26 protein-coding genes are annotated in these 24,113 nt (G+C 49.5%); 20 read left to right on the top strand and 6 right to left on the bottom strand.

The features are described 5' to 3' along the window. Positions 1-459 precede the first annotated feature (459 nt). The 4 genes from G8768_RS05440 (at position 460) to G8768_RS05455 (ending at position 5,223) form a co-directional block, all read left to right on the top strand. The gene (locus G8768_RS05440; RefSeq protein WP_166850168.1) at positions 460-2,193 is read left to right on the top strand and encodes an acetolactate synthase 3 large subunit; all 1,734 of its coding nucleotides are present in this window, start codon (positions 460-462) and stop codon (positions 2,191-2,193) included. Position 2,194: 1 nt separating this feature from the next. Next, positions 2,195-2,701 carry an acetolactate synthase small subunit gene (gene ilvN, locus G8768_RS05445; RefSeq protein WP_166850166.1) on the top strand — a complete coding sequence of 169 codons (507 nt, stop codon included), beginning with the start codon at positions 2,195-2,197 and terminating at the stop codon, positions 2,699-2,701. Positions 2,702-3,155: 454 nt separating this feature from the next. After that, the gene (locus G8768_RS05450; protein ID WP_166850164.1) at positions 3,156-4,100 is read left to right on the top strand and encodes a lipase family alpha/beta hydrolase; all 945 of its coding nucleotides are present in this window, start codon (positions 3,156-3,158) and stop codon (positions 4,098-4,100) included. 61 nt (positions 4,101-4,161) lie between these two features. Next, on the top strand, positions 4,162-5,223 hold the full coding sequence (locus G8768_RS05455) for a lipase secretion chaperone (RefSeq protein ID WP_166850162.1): 1,062 nt from the start codon (positions 4,162-4,164) through the stop codon (positions 5,221-5,223). 60 nt (positions 5,224-5,283) lie between these two features. Here the strand turns inward: G8768_RS05455 and G8768_RS05460 are convergent, their stop codons facing one another. Continuing rightward, positions 5,284-5,820 carry a histidine phosphatase family protein gene (locus G8768_RS05460; RefSeq protein ID WP_166850160.1) on the bottom strand — a complete coding sequence of 179 codons (537 nt, stop codon included), beginning with the start codon at positions 5,818-5,820 and terminating at the stop codon, positions 5,284-5,286. A gap of 219 nt (positions 5,821-6,039) precedes the next feature. Here G8768_RS05460 and glyA point away from each other — a divergent pair, with 219 nt between their 5' ends. From glyA to ribA, 11 genes are all read left to right on the top strand, one after another. Then, on the top strand, positions 6,040-7,302 hold the full coding sequence (gene glyA / locus G8768_RS05465; protein ID WP_166850158.1) for a serine hydroxymethyltransferase: 1,263 nt from the start codon (positions 6,040-6,042) through the stop codon (positions 7,300-7,302). Between the two features lie 110 nt (positions 7,303-7,412). Further along, positions 7,413-7,679 carry a DUF3099 domain-containing protein gene (locus G8768_RS05470; protein ID WP_166850156.1) on the top strand — a complete coding sequence of 89 codons (267 nt, stop codon included), beginning with the start codon at positions 7,413-7,415 and terminating at the stop codon, positions 7,677-7,679. Positions 7,680-7,730: 51 nt separating this feature from the next. Then, a complete protein-coding gene (nrdR, locus tag G8768_RS05475; RefSeq protein ID WP_166850154.1) occupies positions 7,731-8,198 on the top strand; it encodes a transcriptional regulator NrdR in 468 nt (155 codons plus the stop codon). A 9-nt stretch (positions 8,199-8,207) separates the two neighbouring features. Then, complete coding sequence (gene ribD, locus G8768_RS05480; RefSeq protein ID WP_341800975.1) at positions 8,208-9,380, top strand: bifunctional diaminohydroxyphosphoribosylaminopyrimidine deaminase/5-amino-6-(5-phosphoribosylamino)uracil reductase RibD; 1,173 nt, start codon at positions 8,208-8,210, stop codon at positions 9,378-9,380. An 86-nt stretch (positions 9,381-9,466) separates the two neighbouring features. After that, a complete protein-coding gene (locus tag G8768_RS05485; RefSeq protein ID WP_166850152.1) occupies positions 9,467-10,135 on the top strand; it encodes a riboflavin synthase in 669 nt (222 codons plus the stop codon). 31 nt (positions 10,136-10,166) lie between these two features. Continuing rightward, positions 10,167-11,279, top strand: coding sequence for a bifunctional 3,4-dihydroxy-2-butanone-4-phosphate synthase/GTP cyclohydrolase II (ribBA, locus tag G8768_RS05490; protein WP_166850149.1), 1,113 nt, complete (start codon positions 10,167-10,169; stop codon positions 11,277-11,279). A 72-nt stretch (positions 11,280-11,351) separates the two neighbouring features. Continuing rightward, complete coding sequence (gene ribH, locus G8768_RS05495) at positions 11,352-11,819, top strand: 6,7-dimethyl-8-ribityllumazine synthase (RefSeq protein WP_166850147.1); 468 nt, start codon at positions 11,352-11,354, stop codon at positions 11,817-11,819. A gap of 58 nt (positions 11,820-11,877) precedes the next feature. Beyond that, the gene (nusB, locus tag G8768_RS05500; RefSeq protein WP_166850145.1) at positions 11,878-12,327 is read left to right on the top strand and encodes a transcription antitermination factor NusB; all 450 of its coding nucleotides are present in this window, start codon (positions 11,878-11,880) and stop codon (positions 12,325-12,327) included. Positions 12,328-12,329: 2 nt separating this feature from the next. Further along, on the top strand, positions 12,330-13,298 hold the full coding sequence (gene thiL / locus G8768_RS05505) for a thiamine-phosphate kinase (protein WP_166850143.1): 969 nt from the start codon (positions 12,330-12,332) through the stop codon (positions 13,296-13,298). Then, positions 13,298-13,783 carry a phosphatidylglycerophosphatase A family protein gene (locus G8768_RS05510; RefSeq protein WP_166850141.1) on the top strand — a complete coding sequence of 162 codons (486 nt, stop codon included), beginning with the start codon at positions 13,298-13,300 and terminating at the stop codon, positions 13,781-13,783. Before thiL ends, G8768_RS05510 begins: the two co-directional genes overlap by 1 nt. 41 nt (positions 13,784-13,824) lie before the next feature. Continuing rightward, entirely contained in the window at positions 13,825-14,424 is a 600-nt protein-coding gene (gene ribA / locus G8768_RS05515; protein WP_166850138.1) for a GTP cyclohydrolase II, read from the top strand. Positions 14,425-14,695: 271 nt separating this feature from the next. On the opposite strand, the gene G8768_RS05520 is transcribed toward ribA, so the two are convergent. From G8768_RS05520 to G8768_RS05530, 3 genes are all read right to left on the bottom strand, one after another. Next, positions 14,696-15,121: a hypothetical protein gene (locus G8768_RS05520; protein WP_166850134.1), complete on the bottom strand. Its 426-nt coding sequence runs from the start codon at positions 15,119-15,121 to the stop codon at positions 14,696-14,698. A 520-nt stretch (positions 15,122-15,641) separates the two neighbouring features. Beyond that, the gene (locus G8768_RS05525; protein ID WP_166850131.1) at positions 15,642-16,040 is read right to left on the bottom strand and encodes a hypothetical protein; all 399 of its coding nucleotides are present in this window, start codon (positions 16,038-16,040) and stop codon (positions 15,642-15,644) included. Between the two features lie 261 nt (positions 16,041-16,301). After that, entirely contained in the window at positions 16,302-18,455 is a 2,154-nt protein-coding gene (locus G8768_RS05530) for a M3 family metallopeptidase (RefSeq protein WP_243749359.1), read from the bottom strand. Positions 18,456-18,651: 196 nt separating this feature from the next. Between G8768_RS05530 and G8768_RS05535 the strand changes: the two genes are divergently transcribed. Genes G8768_RS05535 through G8768_RS05545 form a run of 3 tightly spaced genes read left to right on the top strand, consistent with a single transcriptional unit; the run spans position 18,652 to position 20,557 of the window. Continuing rightward, entirely contained in the window at positions 18,652-19,083 is a 432-nt protein-coding gene (locus tag G8768_RS05535) for a PaaI family thioesterase (protein ID WP_166850125.1), read from the top strand. Positions 19,084-19,115: 32 nt separating this feature from the next. Then, positions 19,116-19,709 (top strand): TetR/AcrR family transcriptional regulator, encoded by a 594-nt coding sequence (locus G8768_RS05540; protein ID WP_166850122.1) that lies wholly within the window; start codon positions 19,116-19,118, stop codon positions 19,707-19,709. A gap of 14 nt (positions 19,710-19,723) precedes the next feature. Continuing rightward, complete coding sequence (locus G8768_RS05545) at positions 19,724-20,557, top strand: DMT family transporter (protein WP_208020074.1); 834 nt, start codon at positions 19,724-19,726, stop codon at positions 20,555-20,557. A gap of 16 nt (positions 20,558-20,573) precedes the next feature. Here G8768_RS05545 and G8768_RS05550 read toward each other — a convergent pair whose 3' ends face one another. After that, complete coding sequence (locus G8768_RS05550) at positions 20,574-21,581, bottom strand: AraC family transcriptional regulator (protein ID WP_166850116.1); 1,008 nt, start codon at positions 21,579-21,581, stop codon at positions 20,574-20,576. 132 nt (positions 21,582-21,713) lie between these two features. Between G8768_RS05550 and G8768_RS05555 the strand changes: the two genes are divergently transcribed. Further along, positions 21,714-22,823, top strand: coding sequence for a ferritin-like domain-containing protein (locus G8768_RS05555; RefSeq protein WP_166850113.1), 1,110 nt, complete (start codon positions 21,714-21,716; stop codon positions 22,821-22,823). Between the two features lie 33 nt (positions 22,824-22,856). On the opposite strand, the gene G8768_RS05560 is transcribed toward G8768_RS05555, so the two are convergent. Beyond that, the gene (locus tag G8768_RS05560; protein ID WP_166850110.1) at positions 22,857-23,645 is read right to left on the bottom strand and encodes a helix-turn-helix domain-containing protein; all 789 of its coding nucleotides are present in this window, start codon (positions 23,643-23,645) and stop codon (positions 22,857-22,859) included. A gap of 69 nt (positions 23,646-23,714) precedes the next feature. Between G8768_RS05560 and G8768_RS05565 the strand changes: the two genes are divergently transcribed. Next, on the top strand, positions 23,715-24,107 hold the full coding sequence (locus tag G8768_RS05565) for a DUF3224 domain-containing protein (RefSeq protein WP_166850107.1): 393 nt from the start codon (positions 23,715-23,717) through the stop codon (positions 24,105-24,107). Positions 24,108-24,113: the final 6 nt, after the last annotated feature.

Consider the following 24,113-nt stretch of genomic DNA (forward strand, 5'->3'; position numbering starts at 1 on the left):
CTATGTCCCCTTCCTTCTCTGCGGCTATTATAAAAGCCTAAGCTATCTCTTGGCTAAATATACCGCTGAACATCGTTATTCTATGATAAGCGGCCCGGGGCTTCCTGTAAAAAGCACTAATTTTTTGAGAATTGCTCTGCAAAGAGCCCTTAGACCATGGAAGATCTTGACATTAGCCTAGACTTGTACAGAATTAAGCTTACGCAAGATGGGTGTAGATCCTGGCTGTAACCTCAGCAATTAGAAGCTCCAATACCCCGGAGTTCAGAGTGACTACCCGAGCAAGCCAACCGTTTGCAAAACCATCCTCACCGCGGGGGTGTATCAACCGATACATCCTCCCTGGATCCGGCCACTAACCTGTGGCGGACATAAAAGGGCGATTGACAAATTTTTAGTCTGGCTACTTTGTGTAGAACCGGGCTTGTTGTGTTTTGATAATTCTTAAGGAGAATTCAAGTGGAAATGCTATCCGGCGGCGATATGCTGGTACGCTCCTTACAAGATCAGGGGGTTGAGTACGTATTCGGCTACCCTGGTGGTTCAGCCCTACATATATACGATGCGATTTTCCGCAATAAGGCGGTCAAGCACATTCTGGTACGCCACGAGCAGGCTGCGACTCACGCAGCTGACGGCTACGCTCGTGTCACTGGCCGTGCCGGTGTGGTTCTGGTGACCTCCGGCCCGGGTGCGACCAATGCCATTACCGGTATTGCGACTGCTTATATGGATTCCATTCCAATGGTGGTGATTTCCGGCCAGGTTCCGAGTGACAAGATTGGTGAGGACGCCTTTCAGGAAACCGATATGGTCGGTGTGTCGCGCCCGATTGTTAAGCACAGCTTCCTCGTTAAGGATGCCGCTGAGATTCCAGAGATCGTTAAAAAGGCTTTTTATATTGCGGAAACGGGTCGCCCTGGCCCTGTGGTGATCGACGTTCCTAAAGACGTGACCAGCCCGGCGGAAACCTTCCCGTACGAATACCCTAAAAAAGTGAAAATCCGTTCTTACTTTCCTGCGGAAAAAGGTCACAGCGGTCAAATCAAAAAAGCGGTTCAGTTGTTGCTTGAAGCTCGCCGCCCGGTGATTTATTCCGGCGGTGGAGTAGTGCTCGGTGATGCCTCGAAGCAGCTGACCGAGCTGGCGCACAAACTGAATTATCCAGTGACCAACACCCTGATGGGTTTGGGGGCTTTCCCGGGTACCGACAAGCAGTGCCTGGGTATGCTGGGTATGCACGGCACTTTCGAAGCGAACACCGCTATGCATCACGCTGATGTGATTTTGGCCGTTGGTGCGCGCTTTGATGATCGTGTGACGAATACGCCATCCAAGTTCTGTCCGGGTGCCAAAATCATTCACATCGATATTGACCCGGCTTCAATTTCCAAAACCATTCCGGCTGATATTCCTATTGTGGGTTCGGTACAGAGCGTGTTGAACGAAATGCTGGAGCTGCTGGCACAAACGAAAGATACGCCTGATGAGCAGGCTTTGAATGACTGGTGGCAACAAATTGAAGATTGGCGCAACCGTCATGGTTTGTACACCAAGAATCGTTTTGAACAGAGTGGACAAATCAAGCCTCAGGAAGTCATCCAGGCTTTGCATGAAGTGACCGGTGGCGACGCCATCATTACTTCCGATGTGGGGCAGCACCAGATGTTTACTGCCCAGTACTATCACTTTAATCGTCCGCGTCAGTGGGTGAACTCCGGTGGCCTGGGAACCATGGGTTTTGGTTTGCCAGCGGCGATGGGAGCACAGTTCGCCGAGCGTGAGCAGCAGGTGGTTTGTGTGACCGGTGAAGGTTCGATTCAAATGTGTATTCAGGAGTTGTCGACCTGTACCCAGTATCACTTGCCGATCAAAATTATTTGCTTGAATAATCAGGCTCTGGGTATGGTCCGTCAGTGGCAGGATTTGCACTACGATGGCCGCTACTCAGAAAGCTTGTACGAAGAATCCTTGCCTGATTTTAAAAAGCTAATGGAAGCGTATGGTCATGTTGGTATTACCGTGACCGAGCGTAGTGAGCTGAAAGAAAAACTGGAAGAATGTTTCGCGATGAAGGACCGTGTGGTCTTCATGGACATTTATGTGGATCAATCCGAACACGTATATCCAATGCAGGTAGCCCCGAACGGTGCCATGCGCGATATGTGGTTGAGTAAAACGGAGCGCACCTAAAATGTCAGAGAAGCAATCTAAACGAATCATTTCCCTGTTGATGGAAAATGCTCCGGGTGCATTGTCTCGTGTTGTGGGTTTGTTCTCCCAGCGAGGTTATAACATTGAAACTCTCAATGTGGCGCCCACCGATGATTCCAGTTTGTCTCGCCTTACCTTGACCACTATTGGCAGTGAGCACAACATTGAGCAGATCACCAAGAACCTCAATAAACTCATTGATGTTGTGAAGCTGGTGGATTTGACGGAAGGTGCCCACATTGAGCGTGAGTTGATGCTGGTGAAAGTTAAAGCAACCGGTGCTCTTCGAGAGGAAGTGAAACGCTGTGTGGATATTTTCCGTGGCCAAATCGTGGATGTGACGAGCACGGTGTACACCATTCAAATTGTCGGAGCCTCCGATAAACTGGATGCCTTTGTGCAAGCGGTTAACGATGCACAAATTCTGGAGGTGGTGAGATCGGGTGTTTCCGGTATTGCCCGGGGCGAAAAGGTTCTCAGTCTTTAAGCGGGTGTTAAAAGCCGCATTTCAAGCCCCACTTTCGTGGGGCTTTTTCGTTGTAAGTGGCTGTTCTTCTAATCGATAATTTAAAAAAACTGAAAAAATAAAAGGCAGATCAAGCGGTTTTTTGGCCTGTAGTTCACCTCTAAAAATATAATTCCCCCATTTTTCCTGTCGTCTGATTCATACTTTAAGATTAGTTTTGTGTCGGTTTCACAAAGCAAAAGCTCAGCATTGTGTGCAGCTTGAAGTATTACAGTCTCTGCAAGATAATGGCACCGCCTGAAGTAATTCGGGATGCTGACCGAAGGAGTCGGTCTGCAGTTCATTCCTAATATTGGCATTAATTTTAATAAAAATAATTCATTGCTATTGCTCTGCGGTTGTCACACTGGGCGTAATGTCTGTGACTGGATTCATTAGTGATGGATGCACCTAGATAATAAAAATGGAAAAGGATATGAAATTACTACAACTTGCAACGATGAAGAATATGGCAAAATTCCTTGCTGTATTTACCCTAATCGCTTCGCTCTCAGCACCAAGTCACGCACGCAGTTATGCCAAAACCGAAAACCCAATTGTACTTGTTCACGGGTTTCTGGGGTTTGACAGCGCATTGGGTGTCGATTATTGGTATGGCGTTTCCAATAATCTGTCGCGTAATGGCGCCACGGTATACACCGCCAATTTGTCTTCCGTCAATGGCAGCACAACACGCGGTGAGCAGCTGGTCAGCTTTCTCGAAGAGTTGAAAGCCAGCTACGGTCACGACAAATTTAATTTGATTGGCCATTCCCAAGGTGGTTTTGATGTTCGTTATGCGGCGTCAGTTAAGCCCGAATTGGTGGCCTCGGTGACCGCGATTGGTTCTCCAACGACAGGTTCCGGCACGGCGGAGTTTTTGTTGAATTCCTTTGGTGATGATCCTCTGTTGTCGACTATTCTGTACAACGGTTTGAATATCATTGGTTCTTTGATTGAATCACTGAGTGGCGATTCTGATCCTCAAAATGCCGTTGCGACGGGTCATGTTTTGTCTTATACCGGCGCGGCTGAGTTTGTCGCCCTGCACCCACAGGCTGTACCAACAAGCCCTTGTGGATCTCGTGATCATGTGGTGAACGGTATTCCATACTATTCTTGGTCGGGTACCAAGCCATTCACTAATCTGTTTGATGCCAGTGACTATGTTCTGTCTATCACTGCAAAGCTGGATAACGAAGCCAGCGATGGTTTGGCTGGTCGCTGCGCCAGTCATCTTGGTTTAGTGATCAAAGACAATTACAAGTGGAACCATGTGGATCAGGTTAACCATTTGTTCGGTCTGCGCGGTTGGGGTTCTGCCAACCCGCTTTCTGTTATTCGTAGCCATGCAAATCGCCTGAAAAATTCAGGTTTATAAAACCGCTGGATCGCGCACAGTTCTGAAAAGGGCTGTGCGCGAGTCATATGAGGTGTTCATTATGCGTAAATGGCAATGGCTGCTGCTCTCTTTTGTTGTAATGGCCGCTACTTACTTTTTTTATCAACAGAATTCATCAACATCCACTGAACATCAGTTTGCCAGTCAAAACCATCACGAAATGTCTGATTCAGCAAAACACGCTGACGATAAACTTTACGATATAAAGAAGCCCAGTATCCGATCCGGAAGAGAGTTTCCAGCTCAAGGGCTGCGTGAGTTGGCGCTGTATTTGGCGGAAAACCCTCTACCACAATCGATGCAGGGTGCAGACGTTGATGGGCAGCTTAGATTTGATGATCAAGCGAGCCTGATTCATGAGTACGCCAATCGCAGCCTATTCGATCAACTCTTGAGCTTGCAGGGTGAGTGGTCATTGGAAGCGATTGAGCGCTGGCTCTACGACTATGCGCTGATTGCCGCGAACCACACCAGCAATCCAGAGTTCGGTGCTGAGCAGGTTTTACAAGCCTTCGGGAATTACGTCAGTTATTTAAAAGCGGCAGATGAACTCTACAATGAATCTGCTGGCCCAATGCCGACATTCAGTGCGAGTAGCTTTGACGATTTGTATCAGCTTCGTCGGGATATACTGGGTGAAGATATCGCGATGTTGTATTTCGCCAGAGAAGAAAATTACACAAGATCTCAATTGGCTCTGGCCAATATTCGCCAGGATAAAAGCTTAAGCGATGAAGAGCGACTGAAGAAACTTAAGGAGTGGAGTGCAAACCAGCTAGGTTATGTCGGCCAGGAAATGCGAAAAACCTTGAAGCGTGATGGTTTGCGAAAGGAAGTTGAGCAAATGCGAAATGAAGGAGCGAGCGCAGAGGCAATTTTTGCGGTTCGGGCCCGGGATCTTGGTGTTGAAGCTGCCACTCGATTGGAGTCGATGGATGTTGCGCGGGAGAGTTGGCAATCGACCGTAGACAGTTTTCGTGGTGAGGTGGTAAGAATTCGTCAGCTGGATTCCAGTGACGAGGTCAAAAACCAAATGATTGATTCGCTACTGGCGAATTATGAGCAATCCGAGCAGCGTCGCTTGAGGGCGCTGGTTTTATGATTCGAAATGAACAGTAGACCGTCACTCGAATGAGCCCCTTAATGAGGGGCTTTTTTACGCCTAAATGTTGGCTTGGCAATCTTTGGAGAAGTAGGGGCCGATAAACAAGCGTTGCTTCACCAGTTTGCCGCCTTTAAGTTCCAGACTGAAGATATAGCGATATTCCTCGTGATCGATATCACCTTGATAGTCTCCTCCGAGGGCTCGGATAATCTCGGGTAGATGATTGTGGGCGACCACCAATGTGTCGCCATGCAAAGTGGCCAGCTCTTGGGCAAATTCCACTTGTTGGCTTGGATCGAAGGGTAGGGCGTCGAGGCCACGCTTTTCTTTTACGGGCGCTGCGGTTTCCTGATTGCGGCGATAATGGCTGGCAAACAGCCGATCCAGTGGTATCCGTGAAAAATACTGGGCGTAAAATTGAGCCCGGCATTGTCCTTCGGCGGTCAGTGCCGGGTTTTTGCCCTTCTGTTTTTCGGCATGACGAACCAGATAGATCGTATGCTCTTTGCCTTCCGCTGCGGCGTTCGTGGCTTGGCTGGGGGCAGCGAGCAAAGTAAGGAGCATGCTCGCCATGATAAATGGATAAATCTTCATATTGTCGTTTTCACCTCGGTTTCCAGGCAGTGTGCCGCCTGTGGGCAAGGCTGTCTATGATGTGCAGCTCATAAAGCCGCCTCTTCGAGCGGTAAGAGGGGGCTGGCCTAATTTGCGGGCTGCGCCTGTGAATGCTGGGCAAAGGCTTTCACTGGCCGCGGATTGGTGTACAATCCGCGCCTTAATTTCTCTTTAACCCTCACCATATAAGGGCTTGCCATGTTTGATAAAGACCAAACCATTGCCTCCTATGATCCCGAGCTGTGGGCTTCGATCCAAGCTGAGGAAACTCGTCAGGAAGAGCATATTGAGTTAATCGCTTCTGAAAACTACACCAGCCCTATGGTGATGGCAGCCCAGGGTACCAAATTGACCAACAAGTACGCCGAAGGTTACCCGGGCAAGCGTTACTACGGTGGTTGTGAATACGTCGATAAAGCTGAAGCTTTGGCCATTGAGCGCGCTAAAGAGCTGTTTGGTGCTGACTATGCCAACGTTCAGCCGCATTCTGGTTCCCAGGCCAATGCCGCTGTCTATCAGGCACTGTGTGCCCCGGGTGACACTGTTCTGGGTATGAGCCTGGCCCATGGTGGTCACTTGACCCACGGCGCCAAGGTGAACTTTTCCGGTAAAACCTACAATGCGGTTCAGTATGGCCTGAACGCTGAAACCGGCGAAGTGGATTACGAAGAAGTCGAGCGTTTGGCTGTTGAGCACAAACCAAAGATGATTGTTGCTGGTTTCTCTGCATACTCTCAGATTATGGATTGGCAGCGTTTTCGCGATATCGCCGACAAAGTGGGCGCTTACTTATTTGTAGACATGGCTCACGTAGCAGGCCTGGTCGCAGCGGGTGTGTACCCTAATCCGGTTGGAATTGCCGATGTCACTACCTCTACCACCCATAAGACCTTACGTGGCCCTCGTGGCGGCATCATCTTGGCGCGCGCCAACGAAGAGATCGAGAAGAAGCTGAATTCAGCCGTATTCCCCGGTGGCCAGGGTGGTCCATTGATGCACGTGATTGCCGCAAAAGCGGTGAGCTTTAAAGAAGCCATGAGTGATGAGTACAAGGCTTACCAGCAGCAAGTGGTTAAGAATGCCAAGGCGATGGCTGAGACCTTTATTGAGCGCGGTATCAAAATTGTTTCCGGTGGTACTGAAAACCACTTGATGCTGGTTGATCTGATCGGTAAAGAGTACACCGGTAAAGACGCTGATGAAGCGCTGGGTAATGCTAACATTACTGTGAACAAAAACTCGGTGCCGAATGATCCGCGTTCCCCATTTATCACCTCCGGTCTGCGTGTCGGTACTCCTGCTATCACCACTCGCGGTTTTGGTGAGCAAGAGACCGTTCAGCTGACGCATTGGATGTGTGACGTGCTGGAATCTCTGGAAAAAGGCAACTCCGAGCAGGTGATTGCCGAGGTTAAGGACAAAGTTCTGGCCATTTGTAAGGACTTCCCGGTTTACGGCTAAGCCTTTCTGTATGGATGTAAACGCCCAGCCGGCACCGTCGGCTGGGCGTTTTTGTCTGTGGAGCATGGTGCTCGACAAGATATGCACAATGCGACTACTGAGGTTGCGATATGAATAGTACGCAGCTTATCTGGTTGGTAGGCTTTATCACCTATTTGCCACTACACTTGGGCTTGCCGTTGCTACTGGAGCTGATCCGCCAGGGCAGCCTGCCCACAGGCTATAAGCGCTATTTATGGCAGGGGGGGCTGCTGACTCTGCTGGTGTTTGTGGCGGCCTATTTCCTGAGCCGATATGGTTTGTGGTGGGCATTGCTCTGTATCGTAATAAGTATGCCCTTACCCTGGATCCAGCTGGGGAAGATGCGTAAAGGCTAGTGTGCTATTATGCCGCCCGCCGATATAGCCTATGCCAGATAAGGATTGCACATGCATTGCCCGTTTTGCAGCGAAGAGGACACCAAAGTCATCGACTCCCGCTTGGTCGCCGATGGTGATCAAGTGCGCCGCCGTCGTGAGTGCCAGAGTTGTCGTGAGCGTTTTACCACTTACGAAGTTGCTGAGCTGCTGTTGCCGAGAATTATCAAGCAGGATGGCAGTCGTGAGCCGTTTAATGAAGAGAAAATGCGCTCGGGCATCCTGCGTGCCTTGGAAAAACGTCCGGTGAGCATGGAGCAAATTGAATCGGCGGTTACCCAGATTAAGCACTATCTGCAAGCGACCGGGGAACGAGAAGTGCCCGCAATGAGAGTGGGTGAGAAGGTAATGGAAGAGCTGCAAAAGCTGGATGAGGTGGCTTATATCCGCTTCGCCTCGGTGTATCGCCGCTTTCAGGATCTAAACGAGTTTCGCAAGGAAATTGAGCGACTGGAAAGCAGCCCCGAACACAAAGAGTAAAGGTGCGCTGTGCAAACGAACGAATTACATGATTCGCCGCCGGTGCTCAATGATGAGCACTGGATGGCGCGAGCCATAGAGCTGGCCAAAAAAGGTTGGTACAGCACCATGCCCAATCCGCGTGTGGGCTGTGTTCTGGTGAAAAACGGGCAGGTATTGGCTGAGGGTTGGCATCAGCGCCCAGGTCAGGGCCATGCGGAGGTTGAAGCCATTGCGGCGGCTGTAAATGTTGGCGCCGAGATTAAAGGCGCAACGGCCTATGTCACCCTGGAACCCTGCAGTCATCATGGTAAAACCGGTCCCTGCTGTGAGGCTTTGGCCGAGGCGGGTGTTCGTCGTGTTGTGTATGGCATGGAAGATCCGAACCCCCAGGTGAGCGCGAGAGGTCTGGAGTATTTAAGATCCCAGGGCGTTGAGGTGCACGGCCCGGTATTGGAAGACGAGTGCCGCGCTCTGAATCCGGGGTTTATTTCCCGCATGTTGCATCGCCGGCCCCTGGTTCGCCTTAAGCTGGCCATGAGCCTGGATGCCCGTACGGCGATGGCGAATGGCGAAAGCAAATGGATCACTTCGGCAGCGGCTCGCAGCGATGTGCAGCGTTTGCGCGCAGGAAGTTGCGCGGTGATCAGCGGCATCGAATCTATTCTTCAGGACAATCCGGCAATGAATGTTCGTCGGGATGATCTGGGTTTGTCCAAGGATCTTTGTGATCTGGCGACCGAGCGACAGCCCATACGAGTGATTCTGGATTCGGCGTTGCGTATGGACCCCAAATCCCAGTTGCTAAGCAAACCGGGCAAGGTATTGATCTGTACTCTGGATGACCCGCAAAGCGAGAAAGCCAAAGCCTTGAAAGCGGTTTGCCCGGAGCTGGAAGTTATCCAGGCTAAAGCCTGGCAGGATCGAATCGATTTGCACTGGCTGGTCAGTGAGTTGGGCAAGCGCGAGTGCAATGAAGTACTGGTGGAAACAGGCGCCTCTTTGGCGGGCAGTTTTTTACGTCGTGGCTTGTTGGATGAATTGATCATCTACATGGCACCCAAATTATTGGGCAGCAAAGCGCGGCCGATTTTTGAGCTTCCCCTGGATACCATGGCGGCTCATTTGCCCCTGATGATAGATAGCATTGAACCGATTGGTCAGGATTGGAAAATCACGGCGCGCCCCGATATAGAGTCCTAGGGGCTGTTTATATGCGGAAACAACATTGGCGTCTTAGGTCGACAATGAGAGCGCATCGGCCATAGGCATTTGAATAGTGGATTGATATGTTTACCGGCATTATTGAAGCAGTTGGCGAAATTGTCGCCGCAGAACCCCGAGGTGGCGATATTCGCCTGCGGGTTAAGAGCAACGGCCTGGATTTGAGTGATGTTGCACTCGGTGATTCCATCGCCACCAATGGCGTATGCCTCACCGTGATCGAATTGCCCGGTGATGGCTATTGGGCCGATGTTTCGGTGGAAACCATCGATAACACCACCGTGGCGAGTTGGCAGGTAGGGCAGGCGGTGAACCTTGAAAAAGCCCTGACCCCGCAAACCCGATTGGGTGGCCACATTGTCAGTGGGCATGTCGATGGCGTGGGTGAAGTCATCAGTCGCCACAGGGATGCGCGCTCGGAACGTTTTCGTCTGCGCGCGCCGGACAACCTGGCGAAGTACATCGCCCACAAAGGCTCCATTACGGTCGACGGTACCAGCTTGACCGTTAATGCAGTGCAGGGCGCGGAATTTGAATTGAACATTGTGCCTCATACTCTGGAGAAAACCGTGATGGGGCAGTATCGCAGCGGCAGTAAGATCAATCTGGAAGTGGATGTGATTGCTCGTTATTTAGAGCGTTTACTGCAGGGAGAGCAGGCCGCACATGCTGATGGCAGCTCGGATCTGTCGATGGCATTTTTACAAGAGCATGGCTTCGCCGGTCGCAAATAATACCGGCCTCCCAAAGATTAGAGAGTGAATTATGCAACTCAACACCGTAGAAGAACTGATTGACGACATTCGCCAGGGTAAAATGGTTATCCTGATGGATGATGAAGATCGTGAGAATGAAGGCGATCTGATCATTGCCGCCGAACAGGTTCGCCCTGACGACATCAACTTTATGGCCACCCACGCTCGCGGTTTGATTTGTCTGACCCTGACCGAAGAGCGCTGCCGTCAATTGGATTTGCCTTTGATGGTGAGTGATAACCGCGCCGCTCATTCCACCAATTTTACTGTTTCGATTGAGGCGGCAGAAGGTGTCAGTACCGGTATTTCAGCGGCGGATCGTGCTCGTACGGTTCGCGCGGCGGTTGCCCGTGATGCTCAGCCCAAAGATATTGTTCAACCCGGTCACATTTTTCCTCTGAAAGCCGAAGCCGGTGGTGTATTGAGTCGTGCGGGTCATACTGAAGCGGGTTGCGATTTGGCTCGCCTGGCGGGTTTCGAGCCTGCCGCAGCGATTGTAGAAATCATGAATGAAGACGGCACGATGGCTCGTCGCGCTGACCTGGAAAAGTTTGCTCAGATTCATAATCTCAAAATCGGCACCATTGCCGATATGATTCAATATCGCACGCTCAATGAAAAAACCGTTGAATGCGTAAACGAGCGCAATGTCAGTACCGAGTTCGGTGACTTCAGTTTGCGTACTTACCTCGATAAGCCTCGTCAGGAAAAACACTTTGCCCTGGTGAAAGGGGATATCCAAAACCAGGATTCCGTACTGGTTCGGGTTCACAACAGTGATACCGCTCGCGATGTTCTGGGTATTTTGCGTGAGAGCGATAAAACCTATAAGCCCTGGAGCTTCCAGCGCGCCTTGCAAAAGATCAGCGAAGAAGGCAGTGGTGTGGTGATTCTGTTGTGCCACAACGAAACCACTGACGATATCGAAGAGAGTATCGACTGGATGATTTCCGGTAAGCAGCAACGCCCAAGCCAGGATATGGTCTATAAAAGCGTTGGTACAGGCTCACAGATTCTTCAGGATCTGGGGGTGCATAAAATGCGCCTGATGAGTGCACCGTTCAAATTCAGTGCTCTGTCCGGTTTCCAGTTGGAAGTGGAAGAATATTTAAACTGCGAATAGCAGAAACGAATTCAGTAAAGCGAATGACGTGCAAAATGTTTGCACATCGAATTAGCGACGAAGGAATTATTTATGAGTATTAAAACCATTGAAGGCCAATTTACCAATTGCCAGGGTAAATACGCCTTAATTGTAAGCCGTTGGAACAGCTTTGTAGTTGAGAGCCTGAAAGAAGGTGCGCTGGATACTCTGCGCCGCCACGGCATCAGCGAAGATCAAATCACCATTGTGTACGCTCCGGGTGCTTTTGAATTTCCATTGGTTGCCCAGCGTCTGGCCGCAAAAGGTGAGTTCGATGCGATCATCGCTCTGGGTGCTGTGATCCGCGGTGGTACGCCACACTTTGATTATGTTGCTGGCGAATGTACCAAAGGTCTGGCTCAGGTTGGCCTGGCCAGCGACACCGTCGTTACCTTTGGTGTGCTGACTGTGGATTCCATCGAGCAAGCCATCGAGCGCTCAGGCACCAAAGCTGGTAACAAAGGTGAAGAAGCGGCCAGCACCGCTCTGGAAATGGTTTCTCTGCTGAACAATTTGTAATGTGAACAAGCGCGGCTGCCAGCTGGTCGCGCGCTCTTTAGTGTAAATAGGTAATACGATGTCTGTAAGCCCAGCAACTCGTCGAAAGGCGAGGCATTATGCAATGCAAGCTCTGTATCAATGGCAAATGGCCGGTGCAAGCTTAAACGTAATCGAAGCGGAATTTCACGCCGACAACGACATGACCCATGTCGATGTTGAGTACTTTCGCGAAATTTTGCACGGAGTTCCCAAGCAATACAGCGAGTTGAGAGAGGGCTTCGAACCTTTTCTGCAAGATCGCAGCCTGGAAGAATTGGACCCCATTACCAATGCACTGTTGATGATGGCTTGCTTTGAATTGAAACACCGAATTGATGTGCCGTATAAAGTGGTCATTAATGAAGCGGTGTCACTGGCCAAAAAGTTTGGTGCTACCGACAGCCATAAGTTTATCAATGCGGTGCTCGATAAAATGGCTGAACAGGAACGTGCTATTGAAGTGAAAGCGGCGAGCAAGCGCAAATAGCCATGAACGAGTTTGATCTGATTAAACGCTACTTCCAAAGTGGCGGATTAACGTCACCCGTAGCTGATGGGGTCGAACTCGGTATTGGCGATGATTGTGCATTGCTGTACCCATCCGTAGATCGCCTGTTAGCGGTTTCGTTGGATACCTTGGTTGCCGATGTACATTTTCCCGCTCAGGCTGACCCGGCATTGATTGGGGAACGTGCGCTGAGAGTTAACTTAAGTGACCTCGCCGCCTGCGGTGCCAAGCCGCGTTGGTTTACTCTGGCTTTAACCTTACCGGAGATGAACAAAGGGTGGTTAGCCGGTTTCTCTCAAGGTTTGCTGCGCGTTGCTCGTGAATACGATATTCATCTGGTAGGCGGTGATACCACCAAGGGGCCACTGAGCATCAGCGTTCAGGTCCATGGAGAAGTGGAACCCAAATTGGCATTGCGTCGCGATAAGGCCTCAGCAGGTGAGCTGATTTACGTCAGTGGCACATTGGGTGATGCGGCTGCAGCGGTAAGGCGTTTTCAGGGTGAACTGCAAACCGATGAGGAAGCAGCGATCTATTTTACGGATCGTTTTTATCGTCCAACGCCAAGGGTTCACGAAGCCCAGATCCTGGCGCCTCTAGTGACCGCCGCGATTGACATTTCCGACGGCTTGCTCGCGGATCTGGGACATATCTGTGAACGCAGTGAAATTGGTGCAACGGTGGATTTGGATCGTTTACCTCTGTCGCCATCTCTGATTCGAAGTTTCGATGAAAAAGAAGCCGTGCAACTGGCGGCCAGTGGTGGTGATGATTACGAGCTGTGTATGTTTGTTCCACAAACCGCACAGGCACAATTTGAAGATGCGGCGGCAAAACTTGGTATGCCCGTTAGCTTGGTAGGCAGTAGCAGCTCCCTGCATAACGGTGTGAAAGCCTTGTTTCGAGGAGAGCCAGCCGAACTGGACTCAACAGGTTATCAGCATTTCTAATGGCAACTGCACAACTTACTCTGACTGATCTGATTAAAGATCCTCGCTTGCTGCTCGCATTTGGTTTTGGTTCCGGTTTGTCGCCAAAGGCGCCGGGTACCTTCGGTACGATTGCCGCTTTGCCGTTTGTGTTCTGGCTGCAGGCGAGTCCGTTATATGTGTATGCGCTGGTATTGCTGATCGGATTTGCAGTGGGTATTTACCTCTGCGAGCACGCCTCCAAGGTTATGGGAGTGCACGACCATGGCGGCATTGTCTGGGATGAATTTATCGGGCTCTGGCTGACCATGTTGGCTGTGCCCCAAGGCTGGCCCTGGTTATTGGCCGGCTTTGTATTGTTTCGAATATTTGATATTGCCAAGCCTTGGCCCATTGGGTGGCTGGATAAAAAGGTCAGTGGTGGCTTTGGCATAATGATCGATGACGTATTGGCCGGTGTTTATGCCTGGCTGATACTGCAGCTGGCCGCCTTTTATTTGGTGTAGCTGCAAGTGGGCGCCAACGCCCAAAGAAATGAGGACTTGTTGTGACTATCCGCTATATTGAATCTTCAAAATTGCCGACCCCGTGGGGTATTTTCAGCATGCACGGTTTTGAAGACACAGCCAATGATAAAGAACACGTTGTGTTGAGTATGGGCAATCTGGAGGGCGAAGAACCGGTTCTGTCTCGTATCCATTCCGAGTGTCTGACTGGTGATGCTCTGTTCAGTTTGCGCTGCGATTGTGGCGCCCAACTGCAAGCCGCCATGCATCGAATTGCCCAGGAGGGCCGTGGTGTGATTTTTTATCTGCGCCAGGAAGGCCGGGGTATCGGCTTGCTCAACAAAATCAAAGCTTATAATTTGCAGGATAAGGGTGCTGATACTGTAGAAGCTAACGAAGCCTTGGGCTTCGGCGCCGACATGCGTGACTACTCGATTCTGCGAGAAATGTTGGAACACCTGAACATTCACGCCCTGAAGTTGATGACCAACAACCCCCGTAAAGTTAAGGCGCTGAACGATTTAGGGGTCAACGTCGTAGAGCGTATTGCCCACGAAACTGGCCGCAATCCTCACAATGCCAAGTATCTTGAAACCAAGAAAGGTAAGCTTGGGCATTTATTGGAAGGGAAAGAGGATTAGTCCTCGATCTAAGGCTCAAATATAATCAATTCTCTCGGGGAACAAGGTGCTCCCCATTCCCCGAAAATTTAGTGTTTTCGCTACTTTAGCTTACTACTGAGGTATGCAAAACAGGAGCTGAAAAGAGCGTACCCAACCGCTAGAAATAACAGTTCAAAGGCGGTTAATACTTTGCCCTTGTATAGGTAGTATATAAGCGCGTAAATAACAGAGAAGAGTATAGGGCCTGCAAATGCCCATATTTTGTTTTTCTTTTCTTTGTTCACTTTTATTACCAAGAAGAGCATCCAACTAAGTGGCTTGCAGCACCATGAACGGCTCCCATAGCGGCACCGGAGGCTGTTGTTACAGCAATGCTTGGACTTCCTGCGCCCACGGTTGCGATTGAGACTGTCAATCCGAAGGCGAGGCCGCCAGCTGCTCCTATGATTGCATCCTCTGCTACTGCTTTGTAGAACCCTTCTTCATCACATGTGTGCCCCGATCTTCGGCTTGTTTTGGTTTCTTTCTTTTCACTGTTGTTACTCGAACTTCCGGAAGAACCTTCGCCACCAAAACTTAGTTGGCTGTTGCGTGGCATTTGGCGAGAGCCGAAACCGGGTCTACCAAAAGGGTTTTTCCTGTCGTGTTCGCAGTGCGCTGAAAGGCAACCTCCCGCTACTTGCACTGTTTCAGAAATACTTAAGTTTCTAATCATAAGTGTTTCCTTGAAAAAATAAATCCATTGAGTTTGGTTGCCCACCGAATGATGGGGGGTGCTATTGTTGACAGATTTTTGGGTTAGAGGCAATGCTCGATGGCTAAATTGAGAGCTAGGGATGATATAGTGCGAATAGCCAGTCCATTCTTTCCGCTTACATAGGCGGCAACCTAAAAATCTTTATTGCTATGACAAGTTTTTTCGACAAGCAGGTGGTGTTAAGAGTTTTACTTTATACTCCTAGGATAATATTGACGTATAACAATTAAATTGAGGCGAGGGCCGTTGTAGAGCTTCGCTTTCAGCCGAAGCTCTACTGATTGCAACAGAAGATTTTCATTGGGAAAGAGTGGCTCAGTACTAAGGTGGGGAATCCTCAGTTTCTACGAGTTTACTTCCGGTTTTCCTTCTTGTTCGTTGCCAGGGCTTCCTGATATTCGCTGTCGCTGATATCTTCGATGGTGTTCACGAGTTTAGCAACTTTCACTTTTCCTTTTACTTTTTGAAGCGTGAAACTTTACGTCGATTTGTTGCTGAAGGTATAGCCTTCCATCGTGTAACGCTCGTATACGATGGCTTTAACCTCGGCGTTTTTTCCGTCGACAGAGATTTTTGGATTGCGGGTATCAAAACTGTGATTTTCCGAATATTGCCAAAAACCCTGAATCACTTCTTGGAGTTCGCTGACCGAAATATTCCCGGACGGCATTTCGTATGATGCTGGCATATTGTAGGTGATTTTTGCATCGGCCTTGAAGAAGTCAAAATAGCTTGGATCTTCGTTCTGGATGTTTTCCATGAGAGTCCAAAACGTTTGCTTGGCTTCGTCTTTACTGATGTTGTCGGCAAAGCTTGAGTGGGAGCTCAAGCTTAGAATGATGGTTAAAAATCCTGAAAAAAGAACAGATCTGAACATGGAATGCTCCTGAAGTGGCAGGCATGCTTGATAAGCAAAGCCATTGTGTGGGCTAGAGAAATATTTTTCAGAACCTCTTTATCTAATAGATTCTGTAAGGCAAGCGGAATACTATCAGTCAGGATCGCTTTGAAACGTATCCCAAACTACGATATTGATTGGGTTTGAAAGATAAAATGGGGCTGATTATTCAGGGGGGTGGAGGCGACGCTCCGATGGTGGACGCTCAAGGCGTTCCACCATCGGCGGTGAGATCAAACGTTAGTTGTTTTTAGGGATTGGAAAGTTCCGAAGGCGCATTAATGCTTCAATATTCGCTTCACGGCCACGGAACTTCACATAGGCTTCTGCTGGTGGTACGGCATCCCGTACGCTGAACAAATGATCCACCAGTTTTTTCGCCATCGCCTTGTCGTAGAAACCACCCGGGGCATTTGCGAAAGCTTCGGCAGCGTCGGCCGTAAGAACTTCCGCCCAGAGATAACCATAATAACTGGCGGCATAACCTTCGCTGCTGAAGATATGGCTGAAGTGCGGTGTGCGGTGGCGCATAACGATAGCACTCGGCATATTCATCTTTGCAAGCGTTTCACGTTCAAACTTATCCGGATCGATATTGCTTGGGTCGACACTGTGCAGCTTCATATCAATAAGTGCGGAGGCAAGGTACTCGGTTGTACCAAAACCTTCATTAAACGATGCCGCTTTCTTGATTTTGGCAATCAGCTCGGCGGGCATAGGTTCTCCGGTTTTGTAATGACGGAGATATTTATCAATCACCTCGTCGGTACTCAGCCAGTGTTCCAAAAGTTGAGACTGAAACTCGGTGTAATCGCGCACGCCACGGTTTTGAGATGGGTATGCGACATTCGAAGATAAGGCATGCAAGGCATGGCCAAATTCATGGAAATAAGTTTCGGCGTCATCCCAGGAAATCAATACGGGTTGACCGGGCTCACCTTTTACAAAATTCGAGTTGTTGGATGAAAGCACATTGGTTTTGCCCTGGAAATCGGTATGGCTGCGATAGCTGACCGCCCAGGCGCCCGAGCGTTTACCTTTGCGAGCAAAGGGATCTAAATACCATAAGCCAATGTGTTTACCTGTTGTTTTATCAGTGACTTCCCAAACCTTTACGTCTGGGTGGAATACAGGAACGGTGCCTTCCGCCACCGCTGTAAACTTGAAATTAAACAGACGATCTGCAACATAAAACATCGCGTCGCGCAATTTGCCCAGTTGCAGATACTGTTTGACTTCATCGGAGTTTAGGTCGTATTTGGCTTTACGAACTTTTTCCGCATAGTAGCGATAATCCCAAGGCTCGATGTTCTTTACGCCATCGGCTTTGGCAATTTCCAGCATGTCAGCGATTTCTTCATCCACTCGAGCAATCGCGGCAGGCCAAACCGCTTCCATTAACTTCATGGCGTTTTCCGGTTTTCCGGCCATGCGAGATTCCAGCTGCCAGCTGGCATAATCTTTATAACCTAACAAGCCAACACGCTCATGACGCAGTTTCAGAATTTCTGCGATGATGGCATTGTTATCATGCTCGCCGCCGTTATCACCGCGACTGTAGTAGTTTGTCCACACCTGTTTACGCAGTTCACGATTGTCTGCGTAGGTCAGGAAGGGAGACATGGAAGAGCGGGTATTGCTCACGGCGTACTGGCCTTCTTTGCCCTTGGCTTTTGCTGAGCTTGCCGCCGCGCTCAAGTAAGATTCTGGTAAACCGGCACTTTGGTCCTTGCTGAAAAAAGTGACATAGCCTTCCTCGTCTGCCAGAACATTATTGGAAAACTGATTTTGCAGTTGAGACAAACGTTGATTGATTTCACTGTAGCGTTTCGCCTTCTCTCCTGTCAGTTCCGCACCACTGCGCTTGAAACCCAGATAGGTTTTTTCCAGCAGACGTTGTTGGTCCGGACGTAGATTTTTCATCGCATCACTTTCATAAACCGCTTTGATGCGAGCAAAGAGCTTTTTATTCTGGGTAATCTTGCTGTAGAAGGCTGAGATCTTGGGGCTCATTTCAGAGCGGATTTCTCGAAACTCCGGGCTCGACATGTTTGAGCTCCAAATCGTCCAGTAGGTAAACACTCGGTCCAAGTCTTTGCCCGCGGCCTCATACGCTTCCAGAGTATTGGCAAAGGTTGGCGCTTCCGGGTTGTTGGCGATGGCTTCGATTTCTGCCATGTTCTTGGCCATACCCTGCTCCAGAGCAGGTTTCAGCTCAGACAGTTTCACCTTGTCGAAGGCTGGAACCCCTTGGTAGGGGCCTGTCCAGGGGGCGAACACCTGATTGTTCTCTATCGTGTGTGCGGCTTTGGGGTCCTTGGCAAAACTGCCTGAGGCGAAACCAATCGCCAGGCTTGGAATGATCAAAGGTAGAATTTTTAGAGGTTTCATCATTGCTCTCATGTTATTGGTTTTGATGTGCAAAGGCGTGCGTATACCCAATAAACGAAATTGAGGGCTCATCGCTCAATGGGTAAATATTGCCTGTTGTTCTGTCATATCTCCCATATTGCGACCGTAGACCGATTGGTCTAGTCTTGTAGACTAATCGGTCTACAGGGTCAAAATGATTCAAAAAGGAGTAAATACTATGGGCAGCTATCCCTATGCGGAACCTGAAACAGAGAAGTTACTAAGAGAATTTGCGATGGCTAAGGGGTTTAACGCCTGGTTAAATTTCGAGTTACTGGCGGCAGGTCAGGGACAGATTGAGATTCGCCAGACAGTGAGTGACGATATGCTACAGCATCATGGCTTTGTTCACGGTGGTGTTGTCGGCGCGTTGGCGGACACAGCGTGCTCCTGGGCCGCAGCGACTCTTGCGGGTGATGTGGTGACCTCTTCCTACACGATTCAGTTATTGGCTCCAGCCTTGGCGCCTACGTTGCTTGTTCGGGCGCAGCTTATTAAAAAAACGCGTCGCAACGCATCCGTTGAAGCTAAGGTATACTGCCTGGCTGAAGATGGAACCGAACGTCTGGTGGCAAATGCCCTGGCCTCGATTGCCATTGTTCAGTCCTGATATCAGTTAAGGCGCGCTTTCGTCCAACATCTATGAACCGATCTTCAAAACCATTCACGCTGGGCAACAGGGAAACACTGATTGCCGTGGCGATAGATTTGTTTCAGCGGCAGGGGTATTACGCCACGGGACTGAATGAAATTTTGAGTGTGGCCGAGCTACCTAAAGGTTCTCTCTATCACCATTTTCGTGGAGGAAAAACGGACCTGGCTATCGCCTGTGCTGAGTCTTTATCGGAGCAGATTGTGCAGTATTTGCAGAATGCCTTGCTCCAGAAGCAATCTTATTCTGAATTGATTGCTCAGCTTATTGCCGAGATGGAAGTATGGTTGATAGAGAACGACTGGGGCTGCGGTTCCCTGTTCGCTACCTTAAGCCATGAGGCCAAACCCGAAGATATTGAACTCCGAGAAGCGATTAACAGTTGCTACGAGAATATCCAGGGCGCAATATTTACAGTATTGCGAGAACAAGGGTTGAAGGAAGAGGTCGCTAGGGAATTGTCGTTGAGTACACTTTTAAGTCTGGAGGGAGCTTTGAGTTTGTCATCGGCTATGGGAAGCATCTGTCCATTAAAAAATGCTGAAGCCCTATTGCTGCTGTCTTTCGAGCACCGTGCTCAATGAGGGTTTTGTTGTGGATGTTTGCGTCACTGATTTCATTTTGTTTGCTCGCTATTGGTGCTCGTGAACTCAGTGGACAAGTTGGTGTTTTTCAAACCCTGTTCTTCAGAAGCCTGATTGGGGCTGGCTTACTGTTTGCCATTATTTGCTATCGTGGTCAGCTGAAACAATTGAAAACAGAGCGACTTCCCATGCATGGCCTGCGCAGTATCTTTCATTTTGGCGCACAATATGGCTGGTTTCTGGGGATCGCTTTGTTGCCACTTGCTGAAGTGTTTGCGCTGGAATTTACTGCACCTTTCTGGACGGCGATTCTCGCGGCTGTATTTCTAAAAGAGCGTTTAAGCGTCCAGCGTATAGTTGCCATATTGGCGGGTTTGTTGGGCGTGTTTATTATCGTTCAGCCGGGTTCGGAAATTTTTAATCCGGCTTCTCTTATTGTACTCGCTGCCGCTGTGGGTTTTGCGGTGGCTTTTATCAGCACCAAAGCGTTAACGTCTACCGAAACTCCGCTAACCATACTTTTTTATATGTGTCTTTTGCAGATGCCTATGGGGTTATTGTTGGCCTGGTCTGATTGGGCAGCGGTTGATGGCCGGAATATGTGGATCATTGTGTTGATCAGTCTGGCGGCATTGAGCGCCCATTACTGTTTAAATCAGGCCCTTAAGTTGGCCGATGTGACCTTGGTGGTGACTTTGGATTTCTTGCGCCTTCCCCTGATTGGTGCTGTTGGCGTGATTTTCTATCAGGAACCATTCACCTTGGCATTGATTGTGGGTGGCCTGTGTATGCTGCTTGGCAATATTGCGAACGTTTATCGACCCCGCAATGCCAAAATCGAGCCCTGAGGTACACGTTTGCGTATTAGGGCCTCTGTCGCTTTTGAAAGCTCGCGGGAGACTCTCCTGTCCATCGAATAAAAGCACGGCGGAAGTTAGAAATATCATTGAAACCGACCAGGCTGGCTATGGTTTCGATGGAGAAGTTGGCATTACGCAGATAGTCCTCAGCCAGTTGGCGTTTGACTTCATCGGAAATTTTCTGGAAGGAGTTGCCTTCGTCCTGAAGCCGGCGCCGGAAGGTACGAGGGCTCATGTGAAACTTTTCAGCCATGGCTTCCAACTTGGGAAAGCCACTGTTTTCAGAAATCAGCATTCGACGGACACTGCTGCTTAAATCAGCCTTGTCGTCCAGGCGGGCAAGCAGTTTGTCGCACTGTTGCTGATAGATTTTCAGCATGGAGGGGTTGGCGAATTCAGGCTTTTCCTGAAGCAGGTTGTTTTCCAGCTTTATGACATTGCGGTGATGTTCAAAGTGGATGGGGCAATCGAAAGTCTTATGGTATTCCTCAACATGCTCCGGCTCGGGGTAGACAAAATAAAGTTCCATGGGCAGCTTTTCACGATGCAGTAGCTGCCTTACGGCCGTGACAATCCCGGCGGAAAATATCTCTTCATCAAAATTGGGGTTCATTAAGTCCTGCCCCAAATTTTTGTGTTCCAAAAGAATGTGGTCGGTCCCTTGCTCGATGGTCAGCATGGCAGAGTTCATCAGCAGACGATAGTACTTCATCAACAAGTCGAGGGCTGAAAAAAGATTATTGCAACTCATCAAGGCATAACCCACTACGCCATGTGAGGTGAGCGTCAAGCGTTGACCAAAGTGTAAACCCAGTGCGGAATCACCGCTGATTTTCGCAGCGGTTTCCAGAAGGTGACGCAATTGCTGATCAGTGATGCTTGCATCGGGTTGATCTAAATATTCGTTGCTTAATCCGACAGTTGCCAGCATGGGTTCGGTGGGGTGGCCGTAGTCTTTGAGCATTTCACTCAATATCGCAACGTAACTGGCGGGAAATCGTGGGTTTGCCATATGGCCCTGGTCCTTATTGATTTTCTGTTGGCCTCTTATGACCAAAAATATGGCATAAGATCACCTTGAGAAGCAAGCACTTCGGTACGAGACTAATAAAAGACGATAATAAATGAGTAAAAGGAGCCTGTGATGGCGGTTGAATTTATAGATGATACCCCGAGAGAAGTGAAATTTTACGAAGCTGCCCAGGATCTGGCCGGTGCCAGTGACGATATCGATCTGACGCCGGAAGCCGTTGATGATATTGCCGAAATTTTCAAAACGCCGCTCACAGGTGCCTATAACTGGGACTACCGAATTCAGGAAAATCGCATTCGCCAGCTTTATGAGCTGGGTAAAAAACTCAATTGGAACGCTGAAACCGACATCGATTGGAATAAGCCTCTGGGCACCATGGACGATGAATTGAGAGCTATTCAAAACGGTTTTGCCGGCTGGGGGCCTTTCGAGGCGCTGAGCGAAAAGCAAAAACTGGAATTTTATGACCACAGTGATGCCTGGACGCTCTCCCAGTTTTTGCATGGTGAGCAGGGCGCGCTTTTGGTTGCTTCGCAACTGATTTCCTGTGCTCCCACCTACGCTGCCAAGCTTTATGCCGGCTCCCAAACCTTCGACGAAGCCCGCCATGTTGAAGTGTTCAATAAGTTCATTCAGAAAAAATTTGGAATGATGTATCCGGTGAATACCTCACTGAAGAGTATTCTGGATAAAATTCTTACCGATCCGCGCTGGGATCTTAAGTTTATCGGTATGCAAATTGTGATTGAGGGACTGGCGCTTTCGGCGTTCAATACCATGCATGAACTGGCGGCTGAAGATGGCTTGTTAAAAGAAATTCTGGGTTACGTGATTCGCGATGAAGCCCGTCATGTGGCGTTTGGAATTCATTATCTCGAAGAGTTTGTGAAATCCCTCAGCGATGAAGAGCGTGAAGAACGCGCTGAATTCGCCTACCAGGCGTGTGTGGTCAGCCGCGAACGTTTAGTGCCTACCGATGTGTTTGAATACTATGGCTGGGATGTTGAGGAAGCCCGGCAGATCTTCCTGGAATCATCCGGTACGGCGAAATTCCGCAATCACCTGTTCTCCCGGGTCGTTCCTAATTTACGCCGCATTGGTTTGCTTACTGACAAGGTTCGCCCCAAGTTTGAGGCTTTGGGTGTTCTGGAATACGAGAACCTGGTTGATGATGGTGAGATTGACTGGGCGGAAATGAGCAAGCCGCTAAAAGCCGGTTAAATAATTTGATGCCGGAGCTTGCTCCGGCCAACCCTATCTGTTGGTACTGATTTCCCTCGGGGTTTTATTGCTGTGTTTTTTAATTTCCCGGTTCAAGTGCGCTTGGTCCGAGAATCCTAAATCCAATGCAACCTTTGAGGGACTTTTTATGCCATCATCAAGTTGATCGATGGCTTTCTGCAGTCGAAACTTCTGCACCAAAGCTTTGGGGCTCAAGCCTAAATATGCTTTACACAATCTCTGCAACCGACGTGGGTGGATTTGGCATGCTGACGCCAATTCTTCCAGCCTGCAATCGGGTTCCGCCATTCTGGCCTGCGCAACAATATTCCTGATCGATTTGGCTTCCGGGCTGAGGTGAAGTTTGGGCAGCATCGTCTCCAGAGCCAAAACAATCGCTTCGTCAGACTGAAGTGTCCGGATGCGATGACAGTCGTTTTCGGCAAGTTGCGGGAACACCTCTTCTGCGTACAGGCAAGAATCCAGAAGAGGTAATCCTCTTTCACACAAAACTGGAGCGAGTACGCCGGGCTGAAATTTGATGCCGATGATCCTATCCTGATTGCGCATATCGTATTGATAGCTGCGACTGATGGTTGTGCAGATATAGGCCCGGTGATGATCAATCACCAGATGCATATTGGGGGCGGGCAAATTGTGTTGAGTATGACCGGTTTGGTCGCGTAAATCCCAATCGACAATCCAGTATTGATCGACAAGGTGCGCCATGTCTGAATGAGGCAGGTAACGCCTGAGCCGGTAATGCGCTTTAGCCTGGCTTTGCTGAACCACGCCGGATATGGCTTGCTGGATGTCTTTCATGTCGCAAAAGTTCAAGATTTCAAAGATTCGCCAGACTATACTGAATTTTTATCCGCATGGGGAAGAACAATGGCATTGACAATTAACGCGCAGGTTCAGGTTCAGCAATGGGATGAGCATGAATATATGGAAGGGACCAATATTCACAAGCAGAGTCAGGCGGATATAAAACAACGCTACAGTGGTGATCTTGAGGGCAGCAGCGAGCTGCGCTACCTGATGTCCTATCCCGACGAGACGCAGGCGAAGTTTGTGGGCTTTGAGCATGTCAGTGGTGACTGGCAGGGCAAGCCATTTGGCTTGGTTCTGGAGCATCATGGTGAATTTAAGAATGGCGTGGCCAGTAGCCAGTTCGAGGTTCTCTCAGCCAGTGGAGCATTTGCACATCATCTGGGGCATGGCCGTTTTGCGGCCGGGAAAGGCGGTAGCTTCAGTTTTGAACTGGAGCTTGAAGAGCGTTAGGGGATT

Source organism: Pseudoteredinibacter isoporae (assembly GCF_011602085.1).
Taxonomy (GTDB): domain Bacteria; phylum Pseudomonadota; class Gammaproteobacteria; order Pseudomonadales; family Cellvibrionaceae; genus Pseudoteredinibacter; species Pseudoteredinibacter isoporae.